The 23,683-nt window shown below is 48.1% G+C and carries 17 protein-coding genes and 1 tRNA gene; 11 read left to right on the top strand and 7 right to left on the bottom strand.

Going from position 1 to position 23,683, the window contains the following annotated elements; genetic code table 11:
* Window positions 1-100: 100 nt before the first annotated feature.
* Both NG795_RS16780 and NG795_RS16775 read left to right on the top strand, forming a co-directional pair.
* A complete protein-coding gene (locus NG795_RS16780; protein WP_367289796.1) occupies window positions 101-1,894 on the top strand; it encodes a M61 family metallopeptidase in 1,794 nt (597 codons plus the stop codon).
* Between the two features lie 195 nt (window positions 1,895-2,089).
* Window positions 2,090-2,575, top strand: coding sequence for a tellurite resistance TerB family protein (locus NG795_RS16775; protein ID WP_367289795.1), 486 nt, complete (start codon window positions 2,090-2,092; stop codon window positions 2,573-2,575).
* Between the two features lie 323 nt (window positions 2,576-2,898).
* Here the strand turns inward: NG795_RS16775 and nadA are convergent, their stop codons facing one another.
* A complete protein-coding gene (nadA, locus tag NG795_RS16770) occupies window positions 2,899-3,873 on the bottom strand; it encodes a quinolinate synthase NadA (RefSeq protein ID WP_367289794.1) in 975 nt (324 codons plus the stop codon).
* Window positions 3,874-4,212: 339 nt separating this feature from the next.
* On the opposite strand from nadA, the gene NG795_RS16765 reads away from it, so the two are divergent.
* The 4 genes from NG795_RS16765 to NG795_RS16750 all read left to right on the top strand — a co-directional run bounded on the left by NG795_RS16765 (window position 4,213) and on the right by NG795_RS16750 (window position 9,150).
* Window positions 4,213-5,145: a TIGR04168 family protein gene (locus tag NG795_RS16765; RefSeq protein WP_367289793.1), complete on the top strand. Its 933-nt coding sequence runs from the start codon at window positions 4,213-4,215 to the stop codon at window positions 5,143-5,145.
* 75 nt (window positions 5,146-5,220) lie between these two features.
* Window positions 5,221-5,307 (top strand) — tRNA-Ser (locus NG795_RS16760).
* Between the two features lie 252 nt (window positions 5,308-5,559).
* Window positions 5,560-6,039: a hypothetical protein gene (locus tag NG795_RS16755; RefSeq protein WP_367289792.1), complete on the top strand. Its 480-nt coding sequence runs from the start codon at window positions 5,560-5,562 to the stop codon at window positions 6,037-6,039.
* Between the two features lie 246 nt (window positions 6,040-6,285).
* Entirely contained in the window at window positions 6,286-9,150 is a 2,865-nt protein-coding gene (locus NG795_RS16750) for a WD40 domain-containing protein (RefSeq protein WP_367289791.1), read from the top strand.
* A 69-nt stretch (window positions 9,151-9,219) separates the two neighbouring features.
* Here NG795_RS16750 and NG795_RS16745 read toward each other — a convergent pair whose 3' ends face one another.
* Entirely contained in the window at window positions 9,220-9,441 is a 222-nt protein-coding gene (locus NG795_RS16745; protein ID WP_367289790.1) for a hypothetical protein, read from the bottom strand.
* Between the two features lie 240 nt (window positions 9,442-9,681).
* Window positions 9,682-10,479 carry an Rpn family recombination-promoting nuclease/putative transposase gene (locus NG795_RS16740; protein WP_367289789.1) on the bottom strand — a complete coding sequence of 266 codons (798 nt, stop codon included), beginning with the start codon at window positions 10,477-10,479 and terminating at the stop codon, window positions 9,682-9,684.
* A gap of 403 nt (window positions 10,480-10,882) precedes the next feature.
* Between NG795_RS16740 and NG795_RS16735 the strand changes: the two genes are divergently transcribed.
* Window positions 10,883-12,592: an alpha/beta hydrolase gene (locus NG795_RS16735; protein ID WP_367289788.1), complete on the top strand. Its 1,710-nt coding sequence runs from the start codon at window positions 10,883-10,885 to the stop codon at window positions 12,590-12,592.
* A gap of 236 nt (window positions 12,593-12,828) precedes the next feature.
* A complete protein-coding gene (locus NG795_RS16730) occupies window positions 12,829-13,695 on the top strand; it encodes an SPFH domain-containing protein (protein ID WP_367289787.1) in 867 nt (288 codons plus the stop codon).
* Here the strand turns inward: NG795_RS16730 and folP are convergent.
* The gene (gene folP, locus NG795_RS16725) at window positions 13,692-14,561 is read right to left on the bottom strand and encodes a dihydropteroate synthase (protein WP_367289786.1); all 870 of its coding nucleotides are present in this window, start codon (window positions 14,559-14,561) and stop codon (window positions 13,692-13,694) included. The genes NG795_RS16730 and folP overlap by 4 nt on opposite strands.
* 390 nt (window positions 14,562-14,951) lie before the next feature.
* Window positions 14,952-15,680, bottom strand: coding sequence for a triose-phosphate isomerase (gene tpiA, locus NG795_RS16720; RefSeq protein ID WP_367289785.1), 729 nt, complete (start codon window positions 15,678-15,680; stop codon window positions 14,952-14,954).
* A gap of 545 nt (window positions 15,681-16,225) precedes the next feature.
* Here tpiA and NG795_RS16715 point away from each other — a divergent pair.
* Window positions 16,226-16,450, top strand: coding sequence for a DUF4327 family protein (locus NG795_RS16715; protein WP_367289784.1), 225 nt, complete (start codon window positions 16,226-16,228; stop codon window positions 16,448-16,450).
* Window positions 16,451-16,701: 251 nt separating this feature from the next.
* Here NG795_RS16715 and NG795_RS16710 read toward each other — a convergent pair whose 3' ends face one another.
* Both NG795_RS16710 and NG795_RS16705 read right to left on the bottom strand, forming a co-directional pair.
* Window positions 16,702-18,852, bottom strand: a complete 2,151-nt coding sequence (locus tag NG795_RS16710; RefSeq protein WP_367289783.1) for a polyribonucleotide nucleotidyltransferase — start codon at window positions 18,850-18,852, stop codon at window positions 16,702-16,704.
* Window positions 18,853-19,202: 350 nt separating this feature from the next.
* Entirely contained in the window at window positions 19,203-19,361 is a 159-nt protein-coding gene (locus NG795_RS16705) for a hypothetical protein (protein WP_367289782.1), read from the bottom strand.
* A 248-nt stretch (window positions 19,362-19,609) separates the two neighbouring features.
* On the opposite strand from NG795_RS16705, the gene NG795_RS16700 reads away from it, so the two are divergent.
* Both NG795_RS16700 and NG795_RS16695 read left to right on the top strand, forming a co-directional pair.
* A complete protein-coding gene (locus tag NG795_RS16700; RefSeq protein ID WP_367289781.1) occupies window positions 19,610-22,831 on the top strand; it encodes a sll1366 family intein-prone helicase in 3,222 nt (1,073 codons plus the stop codon).
* 16 nt (window positions 22,832-22,847) lie between these two features.
* Window positions 22,848-23,669: an SWIM zinc finger family protein gene (locus tag NG795_RS16695; RefSeq protein ID WP_367289780.1), complete on the top strand. Its 822-nt coding sequence runs from the start codon at window positions 22,848-22,850 to the stop codon at window positions 23,667-23,669.
* Window positions 23,670-23,683: the final 14 nt, after the last annotated feature.

Below are 23,683 nucleotides of genomic sequence, written 5' to 3'. Positions count from 1 at the left end.
GAAGCACTCACCGCCATACCATCAACCGTGGCGAATCGACAGTCTAACATACTGCCCCTAACCGAGTCCAGATTAGCCGATAACCTAACAAAAATAACCGATGACTGAAGCAACAACAATTCCACCGAGTACGATGCCTCGAATCGCACCGGATATTTACTATCAGGTGGCGATGTATGAGCCAGAATCTCATCTGTTTGACGTGATGTTAAAGGTCCGGGGATGGCGCGCATCGGTCCTGGATTTGAAAATGCCCGTATGGACTCCCGGTTCCTATTTAGTGCGGGAGTATGCCAAACATCTCCAGGAATTCTCCGCTGAAGACGCCAACGAAATCGCCCTACCTTGGCGCAAACTCAGCAAAAATCACTGGCAAATCGAAACCCCCGAACTCTCAGAAATTATCGTTCGCTATCGCATCTATGCCCATGAACTCTCGGTGCGAACTAATCACCTAGATAGCACTCATGGCTATTTTAACGGTGCTGCCCTATTCTTTTATATCCCAGGCTTTGAAAAAAGCCCGATTTCCATTCAAATTATCCCCCCGAAACCGGAATGGCGAGTCACCACTTCACTCCCCTCCAAGTCTGGACGTCCCCACACCTTTACCGCCCCGGATTTCGATACCTTGGTGGATAGCCCCTTTGAAATTGGCACGCACCAATCCTATTATTTTGAAGTCGAACATAAACCCCATGAATTAGCCATTTGGGGCCAGGGAAATCTCCAAGCTGAACGGCTGATTTCTGATATTGAAAAAATCATCGAAACCGAAAGTCGGCTATTTGGGGGTTTACCTTACGATCGCTATTTATTTATCCTCCATCTCTCTTCCCAAGGCTATGGTGGATTGGAACATAAAAATAGCTGTTCTTTAAACTATCCCCGCTTTGGCTTTAGAAATACTGAAAAATACAACCGCTTCATCCAATTAGTCGCCCACGAGTTCTTCCACTTGTGGAATGTCAAACGCATTCGTCCCAAACCCTTGGAAGTGTTTAACTATGAAGGGGAAACCTACATAAATTCTCTCTGGTTTTGTGAAGGAACCACCAGTTATTATGATATTTTGCTGCCATTGTGGGCGGGAATTTATGATGCGAAAGTCGCCTTACAAGGGTTAAGTAAAGATATTACTCGGTTGCAAACGCTTCCGGGACGACGTTATCAACCCCTGAGTGAATCCAGTTGGGATGCTTGGATTAAACTGTATCGCCGGGATGCGAATAGCGATAATTCCCAAATTTCCTATTATTTGAAAGGAGAATTAGTCTCCCTGTTGTTGGATTTGCGGATTCGGGCAAACTCAGGCAACGCGCGATCGCTGGATCAGGTGATGCAGCAAATGTGGCAACGGTTTGGTCCCGAAGAAATTGGCTTCACCGACGAGGAACTCAAAGAAATTATCGAATCCGTTGCAGAAGAAGATTTAACCGACTTCTTTAACGACTACATCCACGGAACTGCTGAATTACCTCTGGATGAATATCTGCAACCCTTTGGGTTAAAAGTGCAACCTGTTGAAAATAATGATGCAGCACCGTTTTTGGGCTTGACAGTTAAGACAGAAAATGGTAAAGCGGTGATTAAATTTGTAGAAATGGGCTCACCGGCACAACGGGCGGGAATCGATGCCGAGGATGAGTTACTGGCGATCGATGGAATGCGCGTTACTGCCGAAGATTTGGGCGATCGCCTGAAAGACTATCAAACCGGGTCCAAAATCCAAATTACTGTCTTCCATCAAGAACAATTACGAACCGTTGAGGCAGTGCTCACCCAACCCCGTCCTACGACTTACAATATCGTCCCCATTCAGAATCCCACCGCGACTCAACAGAATAATCTCAAAGGTTGGTTAGGGACTTCGGTGACGCAACTGAAAGGGTAAATTGGCGAAGAGGAGATAACGCCTGAAGGCGTTACTACGAACAAGAGGCGCAAGTTTTCTGTTTTTGTTCGTAGTGACGCCTTCAGGCGTCTCTTCCGGCACCCCATTTCCTAAGATAACCTTACGTTAGAGGGCGAACCCGGCGATCGCATGATAAGGTTTTGCCACAACTTCCCATCGTTTGAGGAAACAACAATGGTAATGCAACCCCCACCTCCACCTTCCATCACCCCGCGTCAGATGAACCTGTTACGAGTTGTCACAGCAATGGCATGGGCGGATGGTGAACTCGCAGCAGAAGAAGTCGATATCATGCTCGATCGCTTTAGTCGGTTATTTTCCGTCAGTCCCCAACAACAAGACAAACTCAAAGAAGAACTGCGGGACTACATGATGCAAAACATCCCCCTTGAAGAATTAATCCCTAAACTCGCCACCCAACCGGAACGGGAACTGGTTCTGCAACTCGGCTATGAAGTCATCGCTTCCAGTGCTCGCACTCCCGATGAACCTAATATTAATGCTGACGAAGCTGAAGCCTACAAAAAACTCGTGTCCCTCCTGAATTTGCCCGAGGATGTCATTCCGCGCATCGAAGCCGAAGCTGAAAAAAGTTTACAAAATGAGGAAGGAGTTATCGAGAACCTTGCATCTCATCTTCAAGCCTTTTTGAATCAATAATAAGTAGCAACAACCGCTGGGGGTTAAAACCCCCAGCTAATAGCTAAAGTCGGTTAAAACCGACTGCTCATCATTATCCCGTGGTGTTTTGAGTCAGACAACCGCTGGGGGTTAAAACCCCCAGCTAATAGCTAAAGTCGGTTAAAACCGACTGCTCATCATTATCCCGTGGTATTTTGAGTCAGTTTTAATCCGGGCCTTGCCACTCATACAAAATTTGGGTTCCAACCGACAACTAAAAATCTTATCCGATGGTGTTTGCAGTCGGTTTTAACCGACTTTAGCTATTAGGCGGGGGTTTTAACCCCCGCCGGTTGTCTTGATTATGCGCTCATTTCTAGCATTCGTTGAATCGGGCGCAAGGCTGCCATGCGCGTGTCCTCCGGTAAGGTAATCTCCGGGGCACGATTTTTCATTGCTAGATATAATTTCTCTAACGTATTCAGCCTCATGTGAGGGCATTCATTACAAGCACAACTATTCATCGGTGGCGCAGGAATAAACAGTTTATCTGGCGCTTGTTTTTGCATTTGATGAATGATTCCCGGTTCCGTGGCCACAATAAACACGCTGCTGTCACTATTTTGAACATAATTTAACAACGCACTGGTTGAACCCACATAATTAGCATGGCGCAACACCGGGGGTTCACACTCGGGATGAGCAATGATTTCCGCTGCGGGATGTTGAATTTTGAGCTGAACAATTTTCTTTTCAGAAAAGGTTTCATGCACCATGCAACTGCCTTGCCAAAGGACCATATCCCGGCCCGTTTGCTCCATCACATACCGGCCTAAATTGCGGTCGGGGGCAAAAATAATCGGCTGATTTTCGGGAATTTGGAGCACCAGTTTGACGGCATTAGAACTGGTGCAAATAATGTCGCTCATGGCTTTAATCGCCGCCGAGCAGTTAATGTAAGAGATGACTATATGATCCGGATGAGCGGCTTTAAATTCCCCAAAGGCATCGGGAGGACAACTATCAGCGAGGGAACAACCGGCATCCAAATCTGGCAGCAACACCAGTTTATTGGGATTGAGGATTTTGGCCGTTTCTGCCATGAAGTGAACTCCGGCAAAGACGATGACATCGGCGTTGGTATTAGCGGCTTTGCGCGCTAGTTCCAGGGAGTCACCGATATAGTCTGCAATATCCTGAATGTCCGGTTCTTGGTAGTAGTGGGCGAGAATCACGGCATTGAGTTCCTGCTTGAGGTCTTCAATGGCGGCAAATAAATCGTCTGGAATCGCGGAGGTTTGGGCAGAATTGGGCGGGGATAAAGTAGCAGTAAACACAGTTTTCAGGGGGTGAACTTGCCGTTCTTTAGGGTGTTATTCCTAATTATAGTATTTTTTACCAAAAAGAGGAACAAGGGCCTAGAGCAACAACCGGCGGGGGATAAATCCCCCGCCTCATAGCTAAAGTCGGTTAAAACCGACTAAATAGATCAGGCGATCGGACTTTCTATGGGGTGAAAAAAGCCTGAAAACACCACCAGGCAAGATTTTCAGTCGGTTTCAACCGACTTGAGCTGTTAGGCGGGGGATTTATCCCCCGCCGGTTGTTGTTGGAGTTTCCTCGCATTCAGGCGCTTGATTGCCTATCCTAGATAAAGAGCAGCGAGAGAAACAGGGATGTTCGGACACAATTATCAGAAAAGTCAGATTAAAATTGCCATTGTTGGAGATGTACATGAACAATGGGAGGCCGCCGATGGGGAAGCGCTAACCCAGCTAGGGGTTGATTTAGCGCTGTTTGTGGGGGATTTTGGCAATGAGTCGGTCCCGATTGTTCGGGCGATCGCCGCCTTGGACATTCCCAAAGCGGTGACGTTTGGAAACCATGACGCTTGGTTCACCGCGACGGACTGGGGTCGCAAAACCTGCCCTTACAATCGCCGGAGTGAGGATTGGGTCCAGTCCCAACTGGATATCCTCGGCGAGACTCATGTGGGGTATGGCAAGTTAGATTTTCCCCAGTTTGGACTCACGGTGGTGGGGTCCCGGCCCTTTAGCTGGGGAGGGTCGGAATGGAAATATGCAGATTTTTATAGCGATCGCTGCGATGTCAGCAGTTTTGTGGAGTCTACCGATCGCATTATGGCAGCCGTCAAACGCGCCAGCTTCGATACGATCATTTTTCTAGGACATAATGGACCTAAAGGCTTAGGCGATCGCCCAGAAGACCCCTGCGGCAAAGACTGGAAACCCCTAGGCGGCGACTTTGGAGACCCCGATTTTGCCGATGCGATCGCCCAAACCCGCAAAATGGGCAAAACCATCCCCCTAGTCACCTTCGGACATATGCACCACCGCCTCCGCCACACGAAAACCGAGTTGCGGAAATCCCTGCATACCACCAGCGATGGCACCGTTTACCTGAATGCGGCCCGCGTCCCCCGGATTGTCCCCACAGAAAAGGGGCAATTACGCAATTTCTCCCTTGTTGAATTACAAGGGAACACCGTAACTCGCGCCTCCCTGGTTTGGGTAGATCAAAATTTTGCCATCGCCTCCGAAGAGGTGCTGTATCAACAACACCCAGAATCGGTTGCCACCCTTGCCTAGAGGCGATCGGATTTTTTCCCAAATTGACTCTTTCAATTCCAGACAACTCGGGGTAAGATAAAACAGAGCCGCACTGGAGAGGTGGCAGAGTGGTCGATTGCGTCTGACTTGAAATCAGATGAATCCGCAAGGGTTCCGGGAGTTCGAATCTCCCCCTCTCCGTTGATTAATCCTCAAGAGAAGCCCACACCGTAAACGCTGGGGCTACAGGAACAAAGCCCGCCTACGCGGGCTAAAGAGAAACTAAACTTTTAAGCGCTGGACTTAGGATCAGTCGTTCTTCTTCGTTCTTAGTAACGACTTCAGTCGTTAATCCCCCATCCAAATCAAACTCTACTGCTTCCCTTAACATTCCTCACCAGTTGGGGTCAATTTTGCCCTACCATAAAAAGAGTAAAATCATAAAAAAACCCGATGACTGATAACCGGATCAGGGCTTATATCCAACTCATTCAAAAATTATTAGATTGTCCCGAAGGAGAAGAAGTCGAGATTCTCCGACAGAATGAAGATTTAGTTGATGCTCAATTTATCTACATTTTAGAACAAGCAGCCGCCCGAGCAGAAAAAGAAGGGGAAGAAGACGCGGCTAGTTTTTTAGGGGATTTAGCCCAACAGTTACAACTCGCCTTTGGACAAGCGACAGAAATGATGAACCCCGATCGCAGCGATCGGACCCAAGCTTATATTCAACTCATTGAAGGAATCTTAGCCTGTGAACGTGGGGAAGATGTCGCCCTACTTTTAGATAATAATTCTGATTTAGTAGACCGAGGATTTGTACAAGTTTTGGCCCAAATTGCTCAAATGCTAACCGAAAATGGAAAACCTGATTCCGCTGCATTTCTAATCAATATGGCAACGGAAATCTCCGCCGTCATCGAGGAAGGTTAACATCATTCAACGGTCAAAGGCTGTAAGGAGTACGAGCATCTTGCTCGCTTTTTTAACAATAGCGAGCAAGATGCTCGCACTCCCAAGAATGTGCGCGAATAACTGTAGAAATTGTATTAAGAGTATTAAGAGGCGATCGCTCGCACCCTGCCACCCCTAGCCCCAAACCGTTACAAAAATTTATTAAACCCCTCACCCTTTCATGATAAATTATTAAAATCGGAGTAGGTGTGGACATATAGGCTCATGCGTTGTTTAAACTGTCATGCCGACGGCATCCCGTCAACCCATCAATATTGCCCCAAATGCGGCGCTCACTTCCCCGCACTCCAGCAAAACCTCCTCCCGGAAAAGACCCGCTTAAAAGCCGACACCTACGAAATCGAATATGCCCTAGGACGCGGTGGATTTGGCATCACCTATCTCGCGCATCATATTGGCTTAGAACAACCCGTCGCCATCAAAGAATACTATCCCCAAGAACTCGCCCATCGCCACAGCAACAATGGGGGATTAACCGTCCCCCAAAACAAAACAGAAATGTATCAGCGTTGGTTAACGCGATTTTTGCGAGAAGGGCAGATTTTAGCCAAACTGAATCATCCCAGTTTAGTGCGAGTGCAAGACTTATTTCAAGAAAGAAACACCGCCTATTTGGTGATGGAACTGTTATCGGGAAAAACCCTAGGGCAAGAGTTGGACGAGCAGCCCGGGAAAAAATTAGACCCGCAACGAGTTAGGGAAATCATGACCGCTTTAGTGAGTGCCTTAGTGGTAACTCATCAATCTGGAGTCTATCATCTCGACCTCAAACCGGACAATATTCTCCTAACCCCAGAAGGGCGAATCGTCTTAATCGATTTTGGGGCAGCTAAACAAGAAAGCGCCGCGATCGGGCCCACCCGGAGTACCCGAGCATTTACACCGGATTATGCCCCACCGGAACTGATTGGCAACCAGGCGATCGGGCCAGAAAGCGATATTTTTGAACTGGGGATGCTCTTACATCAAATGCTTACCGGGACCCTACCGCCCCCTGCTTTGAGTCGCCTCATCGGAGAACCCTGGGAACCCCAATTAGAGGAACCCTGGCAGAGTTTAGTCGCTTCTGCCTTACCGCTACAGAAAAATCAGCGACCTAACCATATCAATGAGTGGTGGAAAACAGGGGCATCTCAGGTAAATAGCTCTCCAAATATTTCTGCTACAAAACACCCACTCCCCAAAAGTCAGCTTTCACCCTCAGTTTTAAAGCCCCAACCAACAAGTACATCAGGTACAGGCAAAGGCGCAGTAGATCTACGCGGCTATTTTATCTTGCCCGAGCTGCAAGCACAGGGCATGGTGCGGCGTTTTGGGCGTGGAACAATTAAAAATGTAATCCTGCTGAATCAGGAATTGGCGGTTGTCTGTGCCGGGGGTGGCGGGGCATTGTTTAATCTGAGTAGTGGGGAGACACTCTGGGAAATCGACTGCCCTACTACTGTTATAGACTCCTATGGTAATTCGAGTGCCGTGAGTCGGGACGGAAAACTGTTAGCTTTAGGGGGGGAACAAGCTATTTACCTCTGGGATTTAACGACGGGGCAATTCCTACGTCAACTTAAGGGAGATACTCATAAAGTGAAAAGCGTGGCCTTCAGTCCCGATGCCAAATTCCTCGCTTCTGGGAGTTCGGATAATACTGTGCGGCTCTGGGATACGGCTATGGGAAGAGAACTGCTTCAACTCTCTGGACATACCCGCTTGGTGTATAGCGTGGCCTTCAGTCCCGATGGTAAATTCCTCGCTTCTGGGAGTCATGATAAAACCGTGCGGCTGTGGGATCCGGCTACGGGAAGAGAACTGCTTCAACTCTGTGGACATACCTGCTCGGTATATAGCGTTGCTTTTAGTCCCGATGCCAAATTCCTCGCTTCTGGGAGTTCGGATAATACTGTGCGGCTGTGGGATCCGGCTACGGGAAGGGAACTGCATCAACTCTGTGGACATACCTCCTCAGTATATAGCGTGGCCTTCAGTCTCGATGGCAAATTCCTCGCTTCTGGGAGTGGAAATTATACCGTGCGGCTGTGGGATTCGGCTACGGGAAGGGACCTGCGCCAACTCTACGGACATAGCAGCCGGGTGAATAGCGTGGCCTTCAGTCCCGATAGCAAATTCCTGGTTTCTGGGAGTGGGGATAATACCGTGCGGCTGTGGGATCCGGCTACGGGAAGGGACCTGCGCCAACTCTCTGGACATACCGGCTGGGTGAATAGCGTAGCCTTCAGTCTTGATGGCAAATTCCTCGCTTCTGGGAATGGGGATTATACCGTGCGTTTGTGGGATACAGCTACGGGAAGGGAACTGCTCCAACTCTCTGGACATAAGGCCCGGGTGAATAGCGTGGCCTTCAGTCCTGATGGCAAATTCCTGGCTTCTGGGAGTTCGGATAATACTGTGCAGTTATGGGATACGGCTACGGGAAGGAAACTGCGCCAACTCTCTGGACATACCGGCTGGGTGAATAGTGTAGCCTTCAGTCTTGATGGCAAATTCCTCGCTTCTGGAAGTTCGGATAAGACCGTGCGGCTGTGGGATACGGCTACGGGAAGGGAACTGCGCCAACTCTGTGGAGATACCTACTCGGTGGAAAGCGTAGCCTTCAGTGTTGATGGCAAATTCCTCGCTTCTGGGAGTGGGGATTATACCGGGCGGCTGTGGGATACGGCTACGGGAAGGGTACTACGCCAATTCTATGGAGATATTAGCTTGATTAAAAATAGCTTGGCCTTTAGTCCCGATGGCAAATTCCTAGCTTCTGGGGGTTGTGGGAATACCGTACAGTTATGGGATACGGCTACGGGAAGGGGACTGCGCCAACTGAAGGGGCATACAAGCGAGGTGAATAGCGTCGCCTTTAGTCCCGATGGCAAATTCCTCGCTTCTGGAAGTTCGGATAATACTGTGCAGTTATGGGATACGGCTACGGGAAGGGAACTGCGCCAACTCTCTGGACATACCGGCTGGGTGAAGAGCGTAGCCTTCAGTGCCGATCGCAAATATCTCGCCTCCGCAGGTCGTGATGGTGTAGTGCGCTTGTGGGATCTTAGAGATCTCCAGAGTTAAAGAGAACCCGGAAAACTCATCCCATCACTGGCTTAAATTCAAACATCAGCCGGTGATGAAACAATAGATTTAATCTTCCTTCCCCTTCGTCAACAGGGTTACTTTCTCAACTAACTCTAACGGCAATTCCACCGTCTGGGCAATCTCTTCTAAACTGACCCCTTTCCGAATCAAGTGTTTGATCAACACAATCTGGCCTTGCTTCCACCCGTCAAACCAACCTTCAATCCAGCCTTCTGCAAAACATTCTTGATAGGAGCGATTGTCTTTCCAACTTCCTAGTTCAAACATGGGGGATATCTCCTTTTAACCTTAAATCTGGGATAAAACCCCCTCGATTCATTGCATGAGGACTTACACTTTACCCCTAAATGTAGAGGCGATTCGCGAATCGCTTCTACATTTATAAGGGGTTCTCAAAATAGGCGGAAGTCCTGTTAATGATGCAGGCATGACAACAGAGGGGTCATGGATTGGAGGGGGTCGAGTGGTTTATGTGACCCTACGGATTTCTCCCGGCATTGAGTGGGGTTAATTCTCCGGACTATTGCTATCTTCGGCAGCTTCCCGAACTAAATTTAGTGGCAATTCTAACGATTCAGCAATAGCTTCTAAACTTAAGCCATGACGCATTAAAGGTTTAACAGCCTTAATTCTGGCCTGCATCTGACCCTCTGCAACGCTTTCTTGATAGAAGCGATTGTCTTTCCAACTTCCTAGTTCTAACATAGCGGCTATCTCCTCTCGACTTTTGGTGGTTAGCTTGTAAATAATGATGGTTTCAATGAGTTCGATGAGGTCCCGTTGGTGGTTGGGATTGATGAGTTCGATCGCGGCTTGGGCGATTAGGCGTTTGGCTGTTTCTACCGCAGCCGTTTCCGGTTCTACGATTAGTTTAACAACTCCGAGACCTAATGTGCTTTCCCCTGCCGGTTCGAGTTCCTCCAGGTAGATGCGGGTGACCCGATCGCAGTTGAGCAGTTCTTGAAATTGTAACTGGTCTTTGGGCTCGATGCGCCGATTGGGGTAAATGATGACGACTTGCCAGGGATTTGCCGGTTTGTATTGCCGCAGGTAGATAAAGAGTTCCGCAAAAATCCGATAGTAAAGCTCATCATCGGGTTGAAATTGCACTTCGGTGAGGTAAAAGGGTCGGTTGGGTTCCTCATCGGTGGGCATGAATACCCCATCAATCCGAAAAGCCAATTGTTTGACTTCAATGGAGGTGAAATCATAAGCACTGGCTTCTTCAATCGGACGATGGAGTAATTCAAAGAAGATAGAGGGATATTTTTGGAATATGGTATAAAAAATTGTGTCGGTTCTCATCGGCAGTGAAACAAGGGTGGATTGGACATATAACGGCTTTTAAACTTAGGAATAACAGATATTGAAGGAGTGCGAGCATCTTGCTCGCTTTCTTCAAAAATAGCGAGCAAGATGCTCGCACTCCTCCAAGGTACGGTACAACTAGAGTACCCTCTAGGGTTGGGTTTTTGGGTTTAAATTTATTCTTGTTTATTTTATCATCATTATTTTTTAAAACCTATTAAATATTTTTATGTGCTAGTTAAACTTAGATTGAAAAGTTAGGAATTACCCGCAGCAACCGAGGGACCCTTTTGAGGGCAGGGTGTTGTACGTTAGACTGAGGTTATGGAGTCGGGAACACCTGTGGATTGGGGGGATTCAATCCCATTGACGATCGCTCGTAATTGAGAGGGTAAAACTTGTGAAACGTACTCAAATAATCGGCTGGGATTCATCAGGAAAATTCTCGGTAAATTTTGGGCTTAATCGCCGGTTTAGACGGTGGCATCACCGGGCGATCGCACCCCTGATTGCTGCAATGCTGGCAGTCGCATCGGGTGCAAATGTGGCGACTCTGGCGGCTGAAAGTTTGACCTTTCGTCTCGGTCCTTGGCAAGGCTCGATCGCCATTTCTGATTTAGAACAGTATGCCAGAACCGGCAAACTTCCCGGCAACCTCGCCCCCATAGGTCCCTTTTTACCTGCCGGATTGCAAGAGGTGTTGGCGCAACGGGTGGAAATTGACCCCGACATTGGCGATCGCGCCCTGGATCGCCTTATCAAATCTCCCCAAGGAAACCGCTTTGTTCGCGCTATTTTCTTACTCGTTCCTGATAGCACCATTGAGCAAATTAAAGATGCCATTAAACTCGTTGCCACCCAAGGCAATGGTTTGAGTTTATTAGGCATTTTAAAAGCCTTACCCGGGGATAATATTGTCTTTGATGCCACCTCCGCTATTGGCGTCGCATCTCGGCTGAATCTTCCCTATTTAGAAGGGCAAATTTTGCGATCGCGCTTAGAAAGTGACCTAGAACTCGAAACCGAACCCTTTTACTCTAGTTTCGACCCCGCCTTACCCGGTTCGCAAATGGTTTCTCAGCAAACCCTCACCTTTCGCGATCGCCAACGCAATCGAGAGATTACTGCTGAACTTTATTTTGGGACCAATCCTCAAGGACCTCTAGCCGTTCTTTCCCACGGATTAGGGTCCGATCGCTTCTTATTGAACTATTTATCTCAACATCTCGCCTCCCACGGCATCACCGTCGTTGCCATTGAACATCCTGACATTAATGAGGCATCGGTTGAAAATCTCCCGGTTACCTTAGATCCAACTAATTTAATCCCCGCTTCCGTCTTCTTAGAACTCCCCAAAGATATCAGTTTCGTGCTGGATGAACTCGCCGAAATGAATCGTCAACCGGGTTCTCTCACGGGGAAATTAAACACCCAAGAAACGGTAATTATTGGACATTCTTTAGGCGGATATGCAGCATTAGCGGTAGCGGGAGGCGAGTTAAATTTAAACGAGTTGCGAGACTTTTGTAGCGAGGGTCGTAAATTAGGCCGATCGCCTGCGGATTTATTGCAATGTTCCGCCACCGAATTACCGGGAAATCAAATCACCTTGCGCGATCGCAGGATTAAACAGGCAGTCGCCCTCAATCCCAATATTGGGAGTTTATTCGGGGAAAAAGGACTGAGTAAAATTGAAATTCCGATTCTGTTAGTGGCAGGGAGTGACGATGCTTGGGCCCCTGCGGTTACCCATCAATTGCGACCCTTTACCCAACTGGGAAACCCGAAATATCTCCTCACGGCGATCGGGGGGACTCATTTTAGCGTCACCGACCCCGACTATCCCAGTTTGTTAGAACGTCAAACCGCCTTACCCGATGACCCCACTCGGGAACAGACGGAAAACCTGCGGCAATTACTGCGCGGGGTCACCTTGGCATTTGTCAAACAGCAGACCCCGGAAGCGAGCACTTATGCCCCATTTTTAAGCGCTGCCTACGCCCAATCCCTGGGAACGGAAGAAACAGCCCTGCGCCTGAATGAAACCCTTCCCACGCGCTTGGCGCGGTGGTTGGCAACCAGTGAAGCGGCCCTCGGGCGGTTGGATTGAGGCATGGGTAAAGGCGATCGCATCTTCAACTCATGATGCGATCGCCCTTCTACGGATGCTGAACCTTCACAAACCGATTAAACTAGAGGTAATACCTTTCTAAAAGATTTTTGCGTACTATTCCTGAACCCAAAGAGTCGGTTTGGGTTCAGGAATGAAATTCCGGCAAGGATTCTCTAAGCGGGGGATAAAATTTCAGCCGGTTTCGAGATTATTTTTTGCAGTTATCATGAATTATGAATACATTTTTTGCCTTCATCGTTCCCCTAATTTTTGGCATTCTCGGTTATACCGTTAGCGCGGTTAAAGTCATTAATGAAGGAAACGAAGCCTTAGTCGAACGGTTGGGCCGATTTAATCGAAAATTGAGTCCCGGTCCTAATTTTGTGTTTCCTTATGTGGAAAGTATTGTAGTAGAAGATACCACTCGGGAACAGGTTTTAGATGTCCCCCCTCAAAATGCCATTACCAAAGATAACGTCGCCATTAAATTAGATGCGGTGGTCTATTGGAAAATTATGGATTTACAAAAAGCTTATTATGAAATTAATAATATTAATTTAGCGATTAAAAACCTGGTTTTAACGACTTTACGCTCTACCATTGGTCACATGGAATTAGAGCAAACTTTTTATTCCACTGAAGAAATTAATCGACGGGTGTTAAAAAGTTTAGATGAAGCTACGTTTAGTTGGGGAATTAAAGTGTTGCGAGTGGAAGTGCAAGACCTTGACCCGCCCAAAACGGTTTTAGAATCGATGGAAATGCAACGGGCTTCCGAGATTCGCAAACGGGCCACAATTGTTGATGCAGAAGCAACTGCGGAGTCTGTGCAACTGATTTTAGACTTGCTGCAACCGCAGATGACTACCACAGAAGTGATGAAATATTTACTGGCTAAACGCTATGTGGATGCAAATGAAAAATTGAGCGAAAGTCCTAACTCTAAGGTGATTTTCATGGATCCGAAGGCGTTAAATGATACCCTGTCGGAGCTAATTTATATGCCGGAAATCGGCCAACACCTGAATAACCTGAATAATCCTCCCCCAGGTGGAAATCCTCCCCCAAATCAGCCGGGAAAGGGCTCGAATCCCCCTTAAGTTTTGGGTCGATAAAGGGCATCGGCAACTCGACAAACGTCGTGCATTTCGGCCACGTCATGGATGCGGAGGATGTCGGTACTGCCGGTGGCGATCGCAGCACAACAAGCAGCGGCAGTTCCCCAGACGCGCTGTTTGGGGTCCGGTTGGTTGAGCAGATGTCCGATAAAACTTTTGCGGGAAGGGCCGACTAAGAGGGGACAGCCTAATGTTTGAAATTGGGACAGGTTTCTAATGAGGTCCAGATTTTGCTCATAGGTTTTAGCAAACCCAATCCCCGGATCGAGAATAATCTGATGGGGTTGAATCCCGGCAGCGGTTGCCTTCTGAATTTGAACGGTGAAAAATTCGGTGATGTCGCCGATTAAATCCTGATAATCGGTGAGTTTTTGCATGGTTTCGGGAGTGCCTCGACTATGCATGAGGATGAAGGGGACGCCTAATGCGGCGACGACGGAGAACATTTCGGGGTCCCCGGTTCCCCCGGTGACATCGTTGATGAGATCTGCACCCGCTTCTACGGCAGCTTTTGCGACAGGCGATCGCGAGGTATCGATGGAAATGGGACAGGTGGCAAAAGTGGGGTTTTTGCGGAGCGATCGCACTACCGGAACCACACGATTGAGTTCTTCTGTTAGGGAGACTTCTAAGGCCCCGGGTCTTGTGGACTGGCCCCCAATATCGAGGATATCGGCACCGGCGTTGATTAATGCCTTGGCATGAGTAACGGCTGTTTCAAGGGTGTTGAAGTCACCGCCATCACTAAAACTATCCGGGGTGACGTTAAGGACCGCCATCAAATAGGTGCGCTGACCCCAGATAAACGGGCGATCGCGAATTGTCAGCGGCAAGGGTTGATGATTCATCCGGGATTAAGGACTTTTGAGAGTTAGGGATTGACTATGAATGGGGGATAACGACTGAAGTCGTTACTACGAACATGAGAAACGACTGAAGTCGTTACTACGAACATGAGAAACGACTGAAGTCGTTACTACGAACATTAGAAACGACTGAAGTCGTTACTACGAACATGAGAAACGACTGAAGTCGTTACTACGAACATTAGAAACGACTGATAACTACCAACATTAGAAATGACTGATACGCAATTTGGTTTTTAAAATTTTTCTCTTTAGCCCGCACAGGCGGGCTTCGTTCGTGTAGCCCCACCCTTCTAGGGTGCGGGCTTCTTGATTTTAGCCCGCCTGCTTAGAATGGATTCCGGTTCGCAAATGAACCGTTATCCGTTCCACCTAAGCGCGATAATTGACAATTTTGCCCCAGCTTTCCGGGGTGAGACTGGCCCCACCGACCAACACCCCATCAATTTCTGGCTTTGCCATCAATTCATCGATATTGTCCGGTTTGACCGATCCGCCATACTGAATCGTGATATCTTTATTGTCCAATTTCGAGCGAATCAAACCGATGACGCGGTTTGCTTCGTCGGATTCACAGGTTTCCCCGGTCCCGATCGCCCAAATCGGTTCGTAGGCAATCACCAACTGGGTTTGGTCGATATCTACCAGGTCTTTTTCCAGTTGACCTAAAATGTGAGATTCCGTCTCCTTAGCGGCGCGTTGTTCCTTCGTTTCACCCACACAGAGGATGGGAATCAGTCCATATTTCTGGGCTGCTTTCAGGCGCAGGTTGACCGTTTCATCGGTTTCCCCAAAATATTGACGGCGTTCGCTATGCCCGATAATCACATAGCGCACGCCGATTTCCGTCAGCATCGGGCCAGAAATTTCACCTGTATAGGCACCGGCTTCTTCCCAATGAATATTTTGGGCACCGAGGCGAATACGACTCCCGTGCAAATTCTTGGACAGAGCACTTAAAGCAGTGAATGGCACGCACAGAACCACTTCCCGATTCTCCGGGGCGTCCTCTGCGTTGGGTTTGAACCCCTCTAAAAACTCCAGGGCTTCTGCCTGGGTTTTGTACATTTTCCAATTACCGGCCAGAATGATTTTTCGCACGGTTAACTCAGTCAGATACAGAATTCGACAAAATACTGACTATGAGTGTAAAGCGAATTGGGATCGTTTCACGCCAATTTTGCTAAAAAGTCGCAAAAACTCTGCGGGGGGCCGTCGGCTGTTTAGGGCCTCCCGGGTGATTCCCCACTCTGGGTCTGGAGTTTTCTGTTAATAATCCTGGATGATCCATATTAATTTTAATGAAGAGAGGGTGGAAGTGGTCACTACAAAAACCGGGGAGAACCGCTGAAGTCATTTCTCTGAAATTGGAAAACTCATGGAGTCGTCCTTCCCGGTTATCCCTCTTTTGTGGTAACGACTTCAGTCGTTCTGCGGTCCTCAAAAGTGAAGGAGTATGACCCAAGCTAAACCCTACTTTCACAGGAAGCTAGGGATCTTAAGTCCTGATTCAAATTGATAAAAGGCTATAGAAATTGTTATGGTTCGGGGATGATTTGCGGGGGCAATCTGTAGCCGAAACCGCCTTTTTAACTATAAAATTAAGGGACTCTCCTACCGCCCTGAAGGGGATAGCGGTTTTCAATATGGTTCAAGCTACGATCTCATATACCATAGGCTTTATCAAACAAGAAGCGCGTCAACTCGTCAAAAAAGGCATTCTTAGCCGTCAGCAACCGATTTATACCCTTTGCAAGTACATTCCGGCTCGCGAATGGGGAAACATCGAGCTAGAGTTAGAACACAATGACTTTTTGCTGCGCGATCGCATTTGTGATTTGTTAGGTCGGGAAGATTGGTTCGACGACTAACATTAAATTAGGTCCACCCTCACCGTTGTGGTTTGATTTGCTTTCTTAGCATGAACCCCACCGCCTGGGTACATCCTGGGTGGGGTTTCTGTTCTGCCATCAGAACGGCGATCGCCTGCTTGAAATGCAAAAAGCTTCTGATTCCAGAAGCTTTCTATCACCCATTCTCACTTATAACCGATAATAAATCCCTGTAGGCAGGCCATGAGCGACCCCTCCAGGTCAAATTGGAGGGATAAAGCTAGACTTTTCTAGGCGAGTCCCGCTGCTTCCCGCGCAGCCTGTGCCTCATCGGGATGAATGTTCAGACGAGTGAGATTGATCCGCCCTTTGTTATCAATATCGCGCACTTTAATCACGACTTGATCACCCACGGCGAGTTCATCTTCTACCTTGCCGACTCGATAATCCGCAATTTGAGAAATATGAACCATCCCTTCTTTTCCAGGGAGGAATTCCACAAACGCACCAATCGGAATAATCCGCGTAACGGTCCCCAGATAAACATCTCCCGCTGATAACTTGCGGGTCATGTTTTGGATAATCGTTACCGCACGCTGTGCCTTTTCACTTTCGATCGCCGAAACTGTGACGGTTCCATCATCCTGGATATCGATCTTGGCCCCGGTTTCCTCGGTAATGCTCTTGATCATCTTACCGCCCGGTCCAATCACCATGCCAATGAATTCCGGATCAATCTTGATCGTCAACAGGCGTGGCGCGTAGGGTGAGAGTTCGTCACGAGGCGTATCAATCGTCTCTAGCATTTTTTCCAGGATATGCAGTCGCGCGGGTTTCGCTTGCTGAATCGCCAGGGCGATCGTCTCCATCGACAACCCAGAGATTTTCATATCCATCTGCAAAGCCGTGATCCCCGTGTCGGTTCCGGCTACCTTGAAGTCCATATCTCCTAGGAAATCTTCGATCCCTTGGATATCGGTCAAAATCCGAACTTCATCCCCTTCTTTGATTAAACCCATTGCTGCACCGGAAACGGGTTTTTTGATGGGGACACCGGCATCCATGAGACCCAAAGTCGAACCGCACACCGAACCCATCGAGGTAGAACCGTTGGACGAGAGGACCTCAGAGACGACGCGAATCACATAGGGGAATTTGTCATAATCCGGTAACACCGGCAATAAGGCGCGTTCTGCTAAAGCGCCATGACCAATTTCCCGGCGTCCAGGCGATCGCATCGGTCGAGTCTCTCCCACGGAAAATGGCGGGAAGTTGTAATGGTGCAGATACCGCTTTTCATCTTCGGGATGCAAGTCATCGGCTAAATCTTGGGCATCTCCTGGCGTTCCCAAGGTGACCAACGATAACACCTGAGTTAATCCTCGGTTGAATAACGCGCTACCATGAACCCGTTGGGGCAACAGTCCGACGCGACAAGAAACGGGCCGTACTTCGTCGAGTTTACGACCATCGACGCGCACCCCATCTTCGACAATCTGCCGCCGCATCAGTTTCTTGGTCACTTCTTTAAAGACTTTCCCCACCGCTTTGCTATCAGAAGTTGCCGCAACCCTCACAGGTTCTTCCTCGGGCATCTGAGCAATTTGTCCTTGAATGGTGTCTTTAATCTCATCTAAGCGCGTATCCCGGAGGTTTTTGTCTAAATGCTGAGACAAAATCTCTTTAATCCCTTCCGTCGTCCGTTCCTGAATGAACGTTTCCAGGGTTTGATCCATCTCAGGCGGTGGTTCAATCACCTGCTCAATTCCTAATTCTTCCATGATTTCCCGCTGCGCTTGAATCAAGTCGCAGGTGGCTTCATAGCCGAAATCAATGGCTTCGATGATATCCTGTTCTGGAAGCTGATTTGCACCGGCTTCCACCATGATCACCCCATCGGGACTCCCGGCTACGACGAGATCCAAATCTCCCGAGGTGATTTCTTTATAGGTGGGATTAATGATAAAATCATCGCCCACCAAACCGACGCGCACGGCTGCCATTGGACCATAGAAGGGAATTCCGGCTAACTGCACGGCCACTGAAGCACCCGTCACCGCTAATACATCCGGGGGTACTTGGGGGTCCATTGACCAGGTTGTAGCGACAATTTGAATATCATCCCGAATCCACTGGGGAATCAAAGGCCGCAACGGACGGTCAATCAATCGACAGGTTAGGGTGACCTTTTCCGGTGGTCTTCCTTCACGTCTTAAGAAGCCCCCGGGAATTTTTCCCCCTGCATAGAGGCGTTCTTCGTAATCGACCAACAAGGGGAGAAAATCAATCCCCTCTCTGCCCTGAGAACGGGTCGCTGTCACGAATACAGCCGTATCTCCCGACTGAATCAATACCGCACCACCTGCCTGGGGTGCAAACAACCCAATAGTGAGTCGAATATCCCGTCCATCAAAGGATATTGACTTTTCAATTTCTTTCATGCAGTCCTTTTTCCTTCTAATTCGCTCTCTTTTCTTTTCTGTGGCAATCGTAACACTTCTAAAGTGCGATCGCGTCAGACACAATCAGGGGTTCGGATTGATCCGCCAACAGCAATCTCTTCGCCACTTTCCCTGATGATGTCGCCCGGTATGAGCGCAGCGGTTTTGGCTTGAGTGCTTCTCTCCTACTTTGGGTCCGCCGCCCCTGCTTGTTGGATGCTTTCTTTGGGTACTCGTCCCCTTGAGCAAGCCTTTTGATCCATTTTAGCCCACGATCGCAGCTTTAAAACCCAGACATCCTCCCGGGAATCCCCTAAAATCTTCACCGAATCCGACTAAATTTTTCACGCCTAACTGCACCTCCAGTCCCCTCCCCTTGGCAAGGGGAGGGTTAGGGTGGGGTCCTCTTGGTCCTCTTGACAAGGCGATCGCCCCCAGTCCCAAGGCCGATCGCCTCCTGCCGTTCCCACCTGAAGCGGTTCTCCGGATTCACCCTGGTTGACCCCCATCCCTGACCGATTCCTGACCCGAGGGGCGATCGACCTAAATCCGATGTTTGGGTTGCGCGAAAAATGTTAAATTGAGTCCAGTCTCCTTCCAGGGCATTGAAATTTAGGCGGAAAAGTACAACTTGTTCTATGTAATCGTCCGGGTCCAACTATTATCAATTCCCTCTTTTTCAACCTAAAATTTAACGCAAACGTTTTAAACCAACCCATTTTACAATAACTAATCAATCAGAGGATTTTTCACGCGCATGGCAATTTTACATGGCAGTTGGATTCAATCAGGGGATTCAACGGAAGGCAAATCAGTCGGTGAATATTTACTAATTTGGGGAGAAACTTGGCGGCGCTTGATACCCGATGAAATGGCAAATTTGGAAAAGGCACTCGCCCATCCTTTAGCCATGAATTCCCTAGAATTAATCGAATTTATTAACAGATTAACTGCACAAAATCGGTTGTCCTGGGAATTACCCGACTGGGCGAACCCGACTCCGGCAAAAAGCAAAAAACAAAAGAAGACCGACAAAAAACTAGAAATTGCACCTTGGCAGAAGGTGGCGATCGCCCTACCAACGGATCTCAGTTCCACTCAGGGTCCCATTCCCCTCCATTCTGGGAGTCAACCCTCAGAAGAAGAGGTGGCATTATATCCGTGGCAAGTTGAGGGACTCTGCCTCAACCCCGCAGATGCGATCGCCTTTTTATCCGCCCTCCCCTTGGGAACCCTCGACCCTGCGGACAATTTTATTGGGTCTGACTTGCGTTTTTGGTCCCACATTGCCCGGTGGAGTTTGGACCTCCAGGCGCGATGTAAGTTTCTTCCCCAAATCCAACGCCCTCTCACCGGGGGGGCGATCGCCCATTGGCAACCCCTCTTGGATAGCGACACCGATCGCAAACGCCTCAACCGCTTCACCAAACAGATGCCAGTCGCCTGCCGGACCTACCAACTCGGGGACCCTGAAGCATTGGCGGTCCAATTCCCTTTAGAACCGCAGGAGTTGTTACAAGGATTTCTCTCTCAGGCCCTAGATATTCGTATCCGCAAGGCGAGTGGGGAGGATTCGATACCAAATTTGGTCTCGCCGGTGAAAGAATGGCTGCAAGGGTTAGTTTCTGAGGCGGGGATGATTTCCGGGGAACCGGATGCGATCGCCAAAATCGAATCGGCGATCGCCTCCTGGACTGCCCCAGTGGCCCCCCATCTCGCCGGACAGCAACCCTTTCGCGCCGCTTTTGAACTCGTCCCGCCAGAATACGGCGATAATCGTTGGACGTTGCAATATTTCTTGCAATCTGTGGATGATGCTTACTGTTTAGTTGATGCAAAAACTATCTGGAATAATCCAGTGGAACAGTTTGTATATCAAGGTCGCACCATTGAACAACCCCAGGAAACGTTATTGCGGGGATTAGGATTAGCTTCTCGCCTATTTCCTCCCTTGGAAACCAGTTTAGATACTCAATGTCCTCAATCCTGTGCGATCGCGCCACTACAAGCCTATCACTTTATTAAATCCGTCACTTGGCGCTTTGAAGATAGTGGATTAGGGGTCATTTTACCCGACAGTTTGTCTCCTCGGGACGGATGGGCGACTCGCTTAGGATTATCCGTTCGCGCCGATAGTCCAACTCGTCCCCAAGGGGGATTAGGATTACAAAATCTCCTGAATTTCAAGTGGGAATTAACCATTGGCGGCCAAACGATTTCCAAGAAAGAATTTGACCGTTTAATCGCCCTCAATTCTCCTTTAGTTGAAATTAATGGAGAATGGGTGGAACTGCGGGACCAGGATATTCGCGCTGCCACGGACTTCTTTAAATCCCGTAAAAATCAGATGTCTTTGACCTTAGAAGATGCCTTAAGATTGGCAACGGGAGATACCCAGGTCATGGAAAAACTGCCGGTGGTTAAATTTGAAGCCGGGGGACATTTGGAAGAATTACTCAATACCATCACCAACAAGCGAACTTTAGAAGATTTAGAAGTTTCTGCCAACTTCAAAGGCGAACTGCGACCCTATCAATTACGCGGGGTCAGTTGGCTGGCTTTCTTGCAAAAATGGGGATTAGGCGCTTGTTTAGCCGATGATATGGGATTGGGTAAATCCATTGAAACCATTGCATTCTTGCTGTATTTGCAGGACCAGAAAGAATTAAATAATCCCGTTTTATTAGTTTGTCCCACCTCAGTTTTAGGCAACTGGGAACGAGAGGTTAAAAAATTTGGACCCAAACTCAAAGTGATGGTTCATCATGGCGACAAACGGGCTAAAGGGAAAGCCTTTGCCAAAGCCCTGGAAGGGAAAAATTTAGCCATTACCAGTTATCCCTTGGTTTATCGGGATGAAAAAGAATTGCGGAGTATTCCCTGGGATGGCATCATTTTAGATGAAGCGCAAAATATTAAGAATCCCCAGGCGAAACAGTCGAAAGCGGTCCGAGATTTGATTGATGAAGAAACCCAACCGTTTCGGATTGCTTTAACCGGAACTCCGGTAGAAAACCGACTGCAAGAACTGTGGTCAATTATGGACTTTTTGAATCCGGGTTATTTGGGGGCCCGACAATTTTTCCAACGACGATTTGCTACACCCATTGAGAAATATGGGGATACAGATTCTTTGGAGGCATTGCGATCGCTGGTTCGTCCTTTTGTCCTGCGTCGCCTCAAAAGTGATAAAACCATCATTCAAGATTTGCCCGAAAAACAGGAGAATCCGGTCTTTTGTGGACTATCTGCGGAACAGGCAAAATTGTATCAAGAAACCGTGGATAGTACCTTGGCGGACATTGATGCAGCCGAAGGGATTCAACGGCATGGTTTGATTTTGGCATTGCTGGTTAAATTAAAGCAAATTTGCAATCATCCGGCGCAGTTTTTAAAAGAAAAGACTCTCAAGCAACCGTTGCGATCGGGTAAATTGGTGCGCTTAGAGGAAATGTTAGAAGAGATGCTGGCAGAAGGCGATCGGGGGTTAATCTTCACCCAATTTGCGGAATGGGGGAAACTCCTGCAACCCTATCTCTCCCAAAAATTAGGCCGAGAAGTTCTCTTTTTATATGGCGGAACCCGCAAAAATCAACGGGAGGAAATGGTCGATCGCTTCCAACAAGACCCCCAAGGACCACCGATTATGATACTATCCATCAAAGCCGGTGGGGTGGGTTTGAATTTAACCCGCGCCAATCATGTATTCCATTATGACCGCTGGTGGAATCCTGCCGTAGAAAATCAAGCCACGGACCGCGTGTTTAGAATTGGACAAACCCAAAATGTGCAAGTGCATAAATTCATCAGTACCGGCACATTAGAGGAAAAAATTCACGATTTAATTGAAAGTAAGAAAGAGTTAGCCGAACAAGTCGTAGGCGCAGGTGAACAATGGTTAGCCGACTTAGATAGCGATAATTTACGGAACTTACTCATCCTCGATCGCAATGCCGTCATTGATGAAGATGACTTATAACAAGGACAAATGACAAATGACAAATGACCCAGGACCAATGACCCAGGATAAAGAATGGTGGACGCAACAATGGCTAGACTTGCTGAATTCCTATCGTTTTAAAAAGCGGTTAGAACGGGCAAGGGTTTATGCTAGAGAGGGAAATGTTTTAAGTATTGACTTTGAAGAACAAAAAGTATTAGCCAAAGTCCAAGGAACCGACCCGGAACCGTACAAAGTTTCTCTCTGGTTAGATCCGTTAACTGATGAAGATTGGACTTATGTCATTCAAACAATGGCAGAAAGGGCAATTTTTTCCGCAAAACTGCTTTCGGGGGAAATGCCACAAAACATCGAAGAAGTGTTTGCTGCCAATGGGGTGAGATTGTTTCCATTTACCCTAGAACAAGTCAATTCTCGCTGTAGTTGTCCGGATAAAGCCAATCCCTGCAAACATATTGCAGCGGTGTATTACTTGTTAGGCGATCGCTTTAGTGATGACCCGTTTGTATTGTTTCAATTACGGGGAAGAACTCAAGCCCAAATTCTCGCTACTTTACGGCAGATCCGGGGGACGGATACGAATGCAGAACCAGCGGACTCTAAAGTAAAAGAGTCTAAATCAAAACTGCATAAATCTCCTCTAAAAGTAGAGAAATTTTGGCAGTATGACGACCAGTTAGAATCCGGATTAGTGGTAATTGCCCCTGCGCCCAGTAGTGAAACGGTGTTAGATGTTTTAGGACCGATTCCCATTAAACCGGCAGCAACAGGACAAGCGGTGATGCAGTCATTAACCAGCATTTATCAAACCGTCAGTCAGCAGGCAATTTTATCAGCATTAAGTCGCGACGGATGAATAGAATTGTCGCT

The sequence above is a fragment of the Laspinema palackyanum D2c genome (genome assembly GCF_025370875.1).
GTDB lineage: Bacteria > Cyanobacteriota > Cyanobacteriia > Cyanobacteriales > Laspinemataceae > Laspinema > Laspinema palackyanum.
Note: the sequence above shows the minus strand (reverse complement) of the source record. Positions and strands in the feature narration are given on the sequence as shown.

What these genes read in the sequence shown, in the direction of transcription:
- NG795_RS16775 (WP_367289795.1), top strand. Translation starts at nt 2,090, where the DNA reads ATGGTAATGCAACCCCCACCTCCACCTTCCATCACCCCGCGTCAGATG.
- NG795_RS16700 (WP_367289781.1), top strand. Translation starts at nt 19,610, where the DNA reads ATGGCAATTTTACATGGCAGTTGGATTCAATCAGGGGATTCAACGGAA.
- NG795_RS16750 (WP_367289791.1), top strand. Translation starts at nt 6,286, where the DNA reads ATGCGTTGTTTAAACTGTCATGCCGACGGCATCCCGTCAACCCATCAA.
- NG795_RS16705 (WP_367289782.1), bottom strand. Translation starts at nt 19,361, where the DNA reads ATGGGGGTCAACCAGGGTGAATCCGGAGAACCGCTTCAGGTGGGAACG.
- NG795_RS16730 (WP_367289787.1), top strand. Translation starts at nt 12,829, where the DNA reads ATGAATACATTTTTTGCCTTCATCGTTCCCCTAATTTTTGGCATTCTC.
- NG795_RS16740 (WP_367289789.1), bottom strand. Translation starts at nt 10,479, where the DNA reads ATGAGAACCGACACAATTTTTTATACCATATTCCAAAAATATCCCTCT.
- NG795_RS16755 (WP_367289792.1), top strand. Translation starts at nt 5,560, where the DNA reads ATGACTGATAACCGGATCAGGGCTTATATCCAACTCATTCAAAAATTA.
- NG795_RS16710 (WP_367289783.1), bottom strand. Translation starts at nt 18,852, where the DNA reads ATGAAAGAAATTGAAAAGTCAATATCCTTTGATGGACGGGATATTCGA.
- folP (WP_367289786.1), bottom strand. Translation starts at nt 14,561, where the DNA reads ATGAATCATCAACCCTTGCCGCTGACAATTCGCGATCGCCCGTTTATC.
- NG795_RS16765 (WP_367289793.1), top strand. Translation starts at nt 4,213, where the DNA reads ATGTTCGGACACAATTATCAGAAAAGTCAGATTAAAATTGCCATTGTT.
- NG795_RS16715 (WP_367289784.1), top strand. Translation starts at nt 16,226, where the DNA reads ATGGTTCAAGCTACGATCTCATATACCATAGGCTTTATCAAACAAGAA.
- NG795_RS16695 (WP_367289780.1), top strand. Translation starts at nt 22,848, where the DNA reads ATGACAAATGACCCAGGACCAATGACCCAGGATAAAGAATGGTGGACG.
- NG795_RS16745 (WP_367289790.1), bottom strand. Translation starts at nt 9,441, where the DNA reads ATGTTTGAACTAGGAAGTTGGAAAGACAATCGCTCCTATCAAGAATGT.
- NG795_RS16780 (WP_367289796.1), top strand. Translation starts at nt 101, where the DNA reads ATGACTGAAGCAACAACAATTCCACCGAGTACGATGCCTCGAATCGCA.